The sequence below is a fragment of the Methylobacterium sp. WL6 genome (assembly GCF_008040095.1).
In the GTDB taxonomy this organism is placed as follows: Bacteria; Pseudomonadota; Alphaproteobacteria; order Rhizobiales; family Beijerinckiaceae; genus Methylobacterium.
On sequence record NZ_VRVH01000361.1, the window covers coordinates 1 to 3966 of the forward strand.

Consider the following 3966-nt stretch of genomic DNA (forward strand, 5'->3'; position numbering starts at 1 on the left):
ACCCTCGCGTCAGCCGAGGCCCACCCTCCCCCGCACCCAAGTCGGGCCTGCCCGACTTGGGCACACAGGGTGCGGATCTCGGGCAAGCCCGAGATCCGTCGGGGGGAGGGAAGGGAGGCTCACGCCGCGCGCTTGGCCGCCTCGCGGCGCGAGAACCGCATCGTGCCGTCGTCGAGGCGGCCGAACTTCAGGGCGGCGGTGTCGAGGATGTAGTTCTGGTGCAGCTTCCACGGCTTGGTGTCGGCCTGCTTCGGCAGCAGGTGCGCGGCGCGGGTGACGTAGCCGGAGGTCAGCGGTAGGGTCGGCTCGGTGTTGAGCCGGCCGGTATCCGCCAGGGGCTCGCAGCGCGCGAAGCCGTTGGCGTCCATGTGGTTGATGAGCCGGCAAAGGTAGCGTGCCGTCAGCTCGCTCTTCAGGGTCCACGAGGCGTTGGTGTAGCCGATCGTCACCGCGAAGTTCGGCACGCCCGACAGCATCATGCCCTTGTACAGGAACGTGTTCTCCGGCTCGACCGCGCGGCCGTCGACGGAAAGCGTCATCCCGCCGATCATCTTCATCCGGAGGCCCGTGGCGGTGACGACGATGTCGGCCGGCAGCGTCTTGCCGGAGGCGAGCCGGACGCCGTCCTCGGTGAAGCTGGCGATCGTGTCGGTCTCGACCGAGGCGGCGCCGGAGCGGATCGCCTTGAACAGGTCGCCGTCCGGCACGAGGCAGAGGCGCTGGTCCCACGGCTTGTAGCTCGGGGTGAAGTGCTTGGCGACGTCGTAGTCGGGGCCGAGCTGCGCGCGCACGCCGTCGAGGATGCGCTTGGTCATCGCCGCCGGCTTCTTGCGCGCGAACTGGTAGAAGAAGATGCCGAGCGCGACGTTCTTCGCCCGCGTCAGCCGGTGGGCGAGGCCGGCCGGCAGCTTTTCGCGCAGCCAATGCGCGATTCTGTCCCGGCTCGGCAGGGCGACGATGTAGGTCGGCGATCGCTGCAGCATCGTGACGTGCTGCGCGGTCTTGGCCATCGCCGGCACCAGCGTCACCGCGGTGGCGCCCGAGCCGATCACCACCACGCGCTTGCCGTCCCAGGACAGGTCCTCGGGCCAGGCCTGCGGGTGCACCACCGGCCCGGCAAAGCGCTCGCGCCCGGGAAAGTCCGGGCTGTAGCCGTGGTCGTAGGCGTAGTAGCCGCTGCACACCGACAGGACCGCGCAGGTGTAGCGCACCGGCTCGGCGGCTTCGCCGACCTCGGCGTCGAGGGTCCACAGGGCGGCGGCCGAATCCCAGGCCGCCCGCACCACCCGGGTGCCGAAGCGGATCTTTTGGTCGATGCCCTCGGCCTGCGCGGTCTCGCGGACGTAGCTCAGGATCGAGGCGCCGTCGGCGATCGCCCGGTCGCTGCGCCAGGGGCGGAAGCTGAAGCCGAAGGTGTAGAGGTCGGAATCCGAGCGTAGGCCGGGATAGCGGAACAGGTCCCAGGTGCCGCCGATCGCGTCGCGGCTTTCCAGGATGGCGTAGGTCTTCCGCGGGCACTCGGTCTGCAGGTAGTGCCCCATGACGATGCCGGAGAGCCCGGCGCCGACGACCAGCACGTCGAAATGCCGGGCGGCGTCCGCGGCGGAGGCGGGCGCCCGAAGCGGACTCGTGGGGGGCGAGGCGTCGTTCATGGCGTCGGGCTCCGGCGGTTTCGCGCGTCGCCCCGATTTAAGGTGGACACCTTATAGACGTCAACGGGCTACCACCGTAAAATGCATCTGGCGCGAAACGTGATGGTGCCGGACGCGCCCCGCGCTCGGCGGATCGAAGGCCGGATCAGGGTGCGGGTGGATCGATGGGGCGGCCAAGTCGGACGGCGGACCTGAGGCGATGAGGACGGGCCCTGCGGCGCGCGCGAAGGATCTGCCGAAGGGCGTTGCCGGGGCCGCGGGCAGGAGCGGCGCGACGCGCGTCGCGAAGCCCGGCACGCGCGACCGCGTGCTCGCGGCCTGCCGCGACCTGTTCAATGAGCGCGGGCCGGCCGCCGTCACCACCGCCGAGATCGCCGCCGCGGTCGGCATCAATGAGGGCAATCTCTACTATCACTTCCAGCGCAAGGAGCAGATCCTGGAGGCGCTGTTCTCGGCCTTCGAGCAACGGCTCGAGGCGGTGGCGACGGCCTACGCGACGCAGGCGGGCGAGGCGCGCTACGCCCCCTACCTCGCCGGCTGGTTCACGCTGATGTGGGAGTGGCGCTTCTTCTACCGCGACGGCGGCACGATCTTCCGGCTCGCGCCGGCCCTGCGGCCGCGGCTGAAGACGGTCAGCGATTCCGGCCAGGACCACGTCCGGCAGGCGCTCGCCGGGATGAAGGCGGCGGGCCTGCTCAGGGCCGGCCCGGCGGAGACCGAGCACCTGATCGTCAACGCCTGGATCGTCTCGACCTACTGGATCGACTACCTGCGCTCGCGCCGCGGCCTCGGCGAGGTCCGGCGCGAGCACCTGGATTGGGGCGCGGCCCAGGTGGCGAGCCTGTTCCGGCCCTACCTGACCGAGGCCGGGCTCGCCGCCGCCGCGCTGGCCTGAGCCGCCGGCGGCTCAGGCCGCGCGGTAGCGCTCCGCCGCATGCGGCCGCCCGAGATTGGGCAGCATCGCCTGGCGCCCGGCCTCGTAGGCGCTCCACTGCCCGGCATCGGGCAGCGGCGGGATCGTCACGGTCTCGCGCCGGTCGAAGCCGACGAGGGCGGCGTCCACCAGCTCGCCGACCTCCATGACGTTGTCGAGGGTGTTCACGTCGGCGCCGGAGCGCTCCCAGATCTCGGTGCGGGTGGCGGCCGGCAGCACCGCCTGGACGTGCACCCCCTTGGGCCCGAGCTCGAGATGCAGCCCCTGGCTGAGATAGAGCACGAAGGCCTTGGTCGCCCCGTACACCGACATGCCAAGTTCCGGGGCGAGGCCGACGACCGAGCCGATGTTGATGATCGCGCCGGTGCCGGCCCGGACGAAGCGCGGCGCCGCGGCGTTGGCGAGCCGCGTCAGCGCGGTGACGTTGAGGGCGATGAGGGCGGCGAGCGGACCGGGATTCTGATCGACGAAGGGCCCCAGCACCGCCGCGCCGGCATTGTTGACGAGCACGCCGATGCGCGCGTCCTCACGCAGGCGCGCCTCGACGCGGGCGAGGTCGGCCTCCACGGTCAGGTCGGCCTGGACCACGTCCACGGCGATTCCGGCCTCGCGCCGCAGCCGGTCGGCAAGGGCTTCGAGGCGCTGCCCGTCGCGGGCGACCAGCACGAGGTCGTGGCCGCGACGCGCGAAGCGGTCGGCATAGGTGGCACCGATCCCGGACGAGGCGCCGGTGACGAGAACTTCGGGCTTGGTGGACATGGCCGATCTCTCCTGCTCGAACATGATGATCATCATGTATAAGCGGACATGATGACCATCATGGTCTGCGTCAAGCGCGGTGATCGGGGCCGGTGTGAGGTGGCGCACAGGGCGCGGTTTTCGCCGGATCGGATGCGAGCCGGCGGCTCAGCAAGCCGACGTCATGCGCCGCGACCGAAGCGGAAGCGCCTCTCCCTCCCCCCGACGGATCTCGGGCCTGGCCGAGATCCGCACCGTGTGTGCCCAAATCGGGCGGGCCCGACTTGGGTGCGGGGGAGGGTGGCCCGCGAAGCGGGTCGGGAGAGGGGAGCGCCGTATCCGGACAACGCGCTCCCCTCTCCCGACCCTCGCTAACGCGAGGCCCACCCTCCCCCGCAGAGGGGGGAGGGAGACGCGGGCACCTGAGCCGTGTCGGCGCACACCTGGACTCACGCTCCTCATGACCGCCCCCGACGGCCTGCCCCCCTTGCGCGAGGTGGTGGCGCGGCATGGGCTGGAGCCGAAGAAGGCGCTCGGCCAGAACTTCCTGTACGACCTCAACCTCACCGGGCGGATCGCCCGCGCGGCCGGCCCGCTCGCGGGCGTGACCGTGCTGGAGGTCGGGCCGGGGCCCGGCGGGCT

4 protein-coding genes are annotated in these 3966 nt (G+C 71.5%); 2 read left to right on the forward strand and 2 right to left on the reverse strand.

Features of this window, described 5'->3' with window-relative positions; translation table 11 throughout:
* Positions 1-119: 119 nt before the first annotated feature.
* On the reverse strand, positions 120-1652 hold the full coding sequence (locus tag FV230_RS25520) for an NAD(P)/FAD-dependent oxidoreductase (protein WP_147729266.1): 1533 nt from the start codon (positions 1650-1652) through the stop codon (positions 120-122).
* A 199-nt stretch (positions 1653-1851) separates the two neighbouring features.
* On the opposite strand from FV230_RS25520, the gene FV230_RS25525 reads away from it, so the two are divergent.
* Positions 1852-2547, forward strand: a complete 696-nt coding sequence (locus FV230_RS25525) for a TetR/AcrR family transcriptional regulator (protein ID WP_147844384.1) — start codon at positions 1852-1854, stop codon at positions 2545-2547.
* Between the two features lie 12 nt (positions 2548-2559).
* Here FV230_RS25525 and FV230_RS25530 read toward each other — a convergent pair whose 3' ends face one another.
* The gene (locus FV230_RS25530; RefSeq protein WP_187275616.1) at positions 2560-3345 is read right to left on the reverse strand and encodes an SDR family oxidoreductase; all 786 of its coding nucleotides are present in this window, start codon (positions 3343-3345) and stop codon (positions 2560-2562) included.
* Between the two features lie 439 nt (positions 3346-3784).
* Here FV230_RS25530 and FV230_RS25540 point away from each other — a divergent pair.
* Positions 3785-3966, forward strand: a 182-nt coding sequence (locus tag FV230_RS25540; protein ID WP_281408330.1) for an rRNA adenine N-6-methyltransferase family protein, incomplete at its 3' end; no start/stop codon positions are given.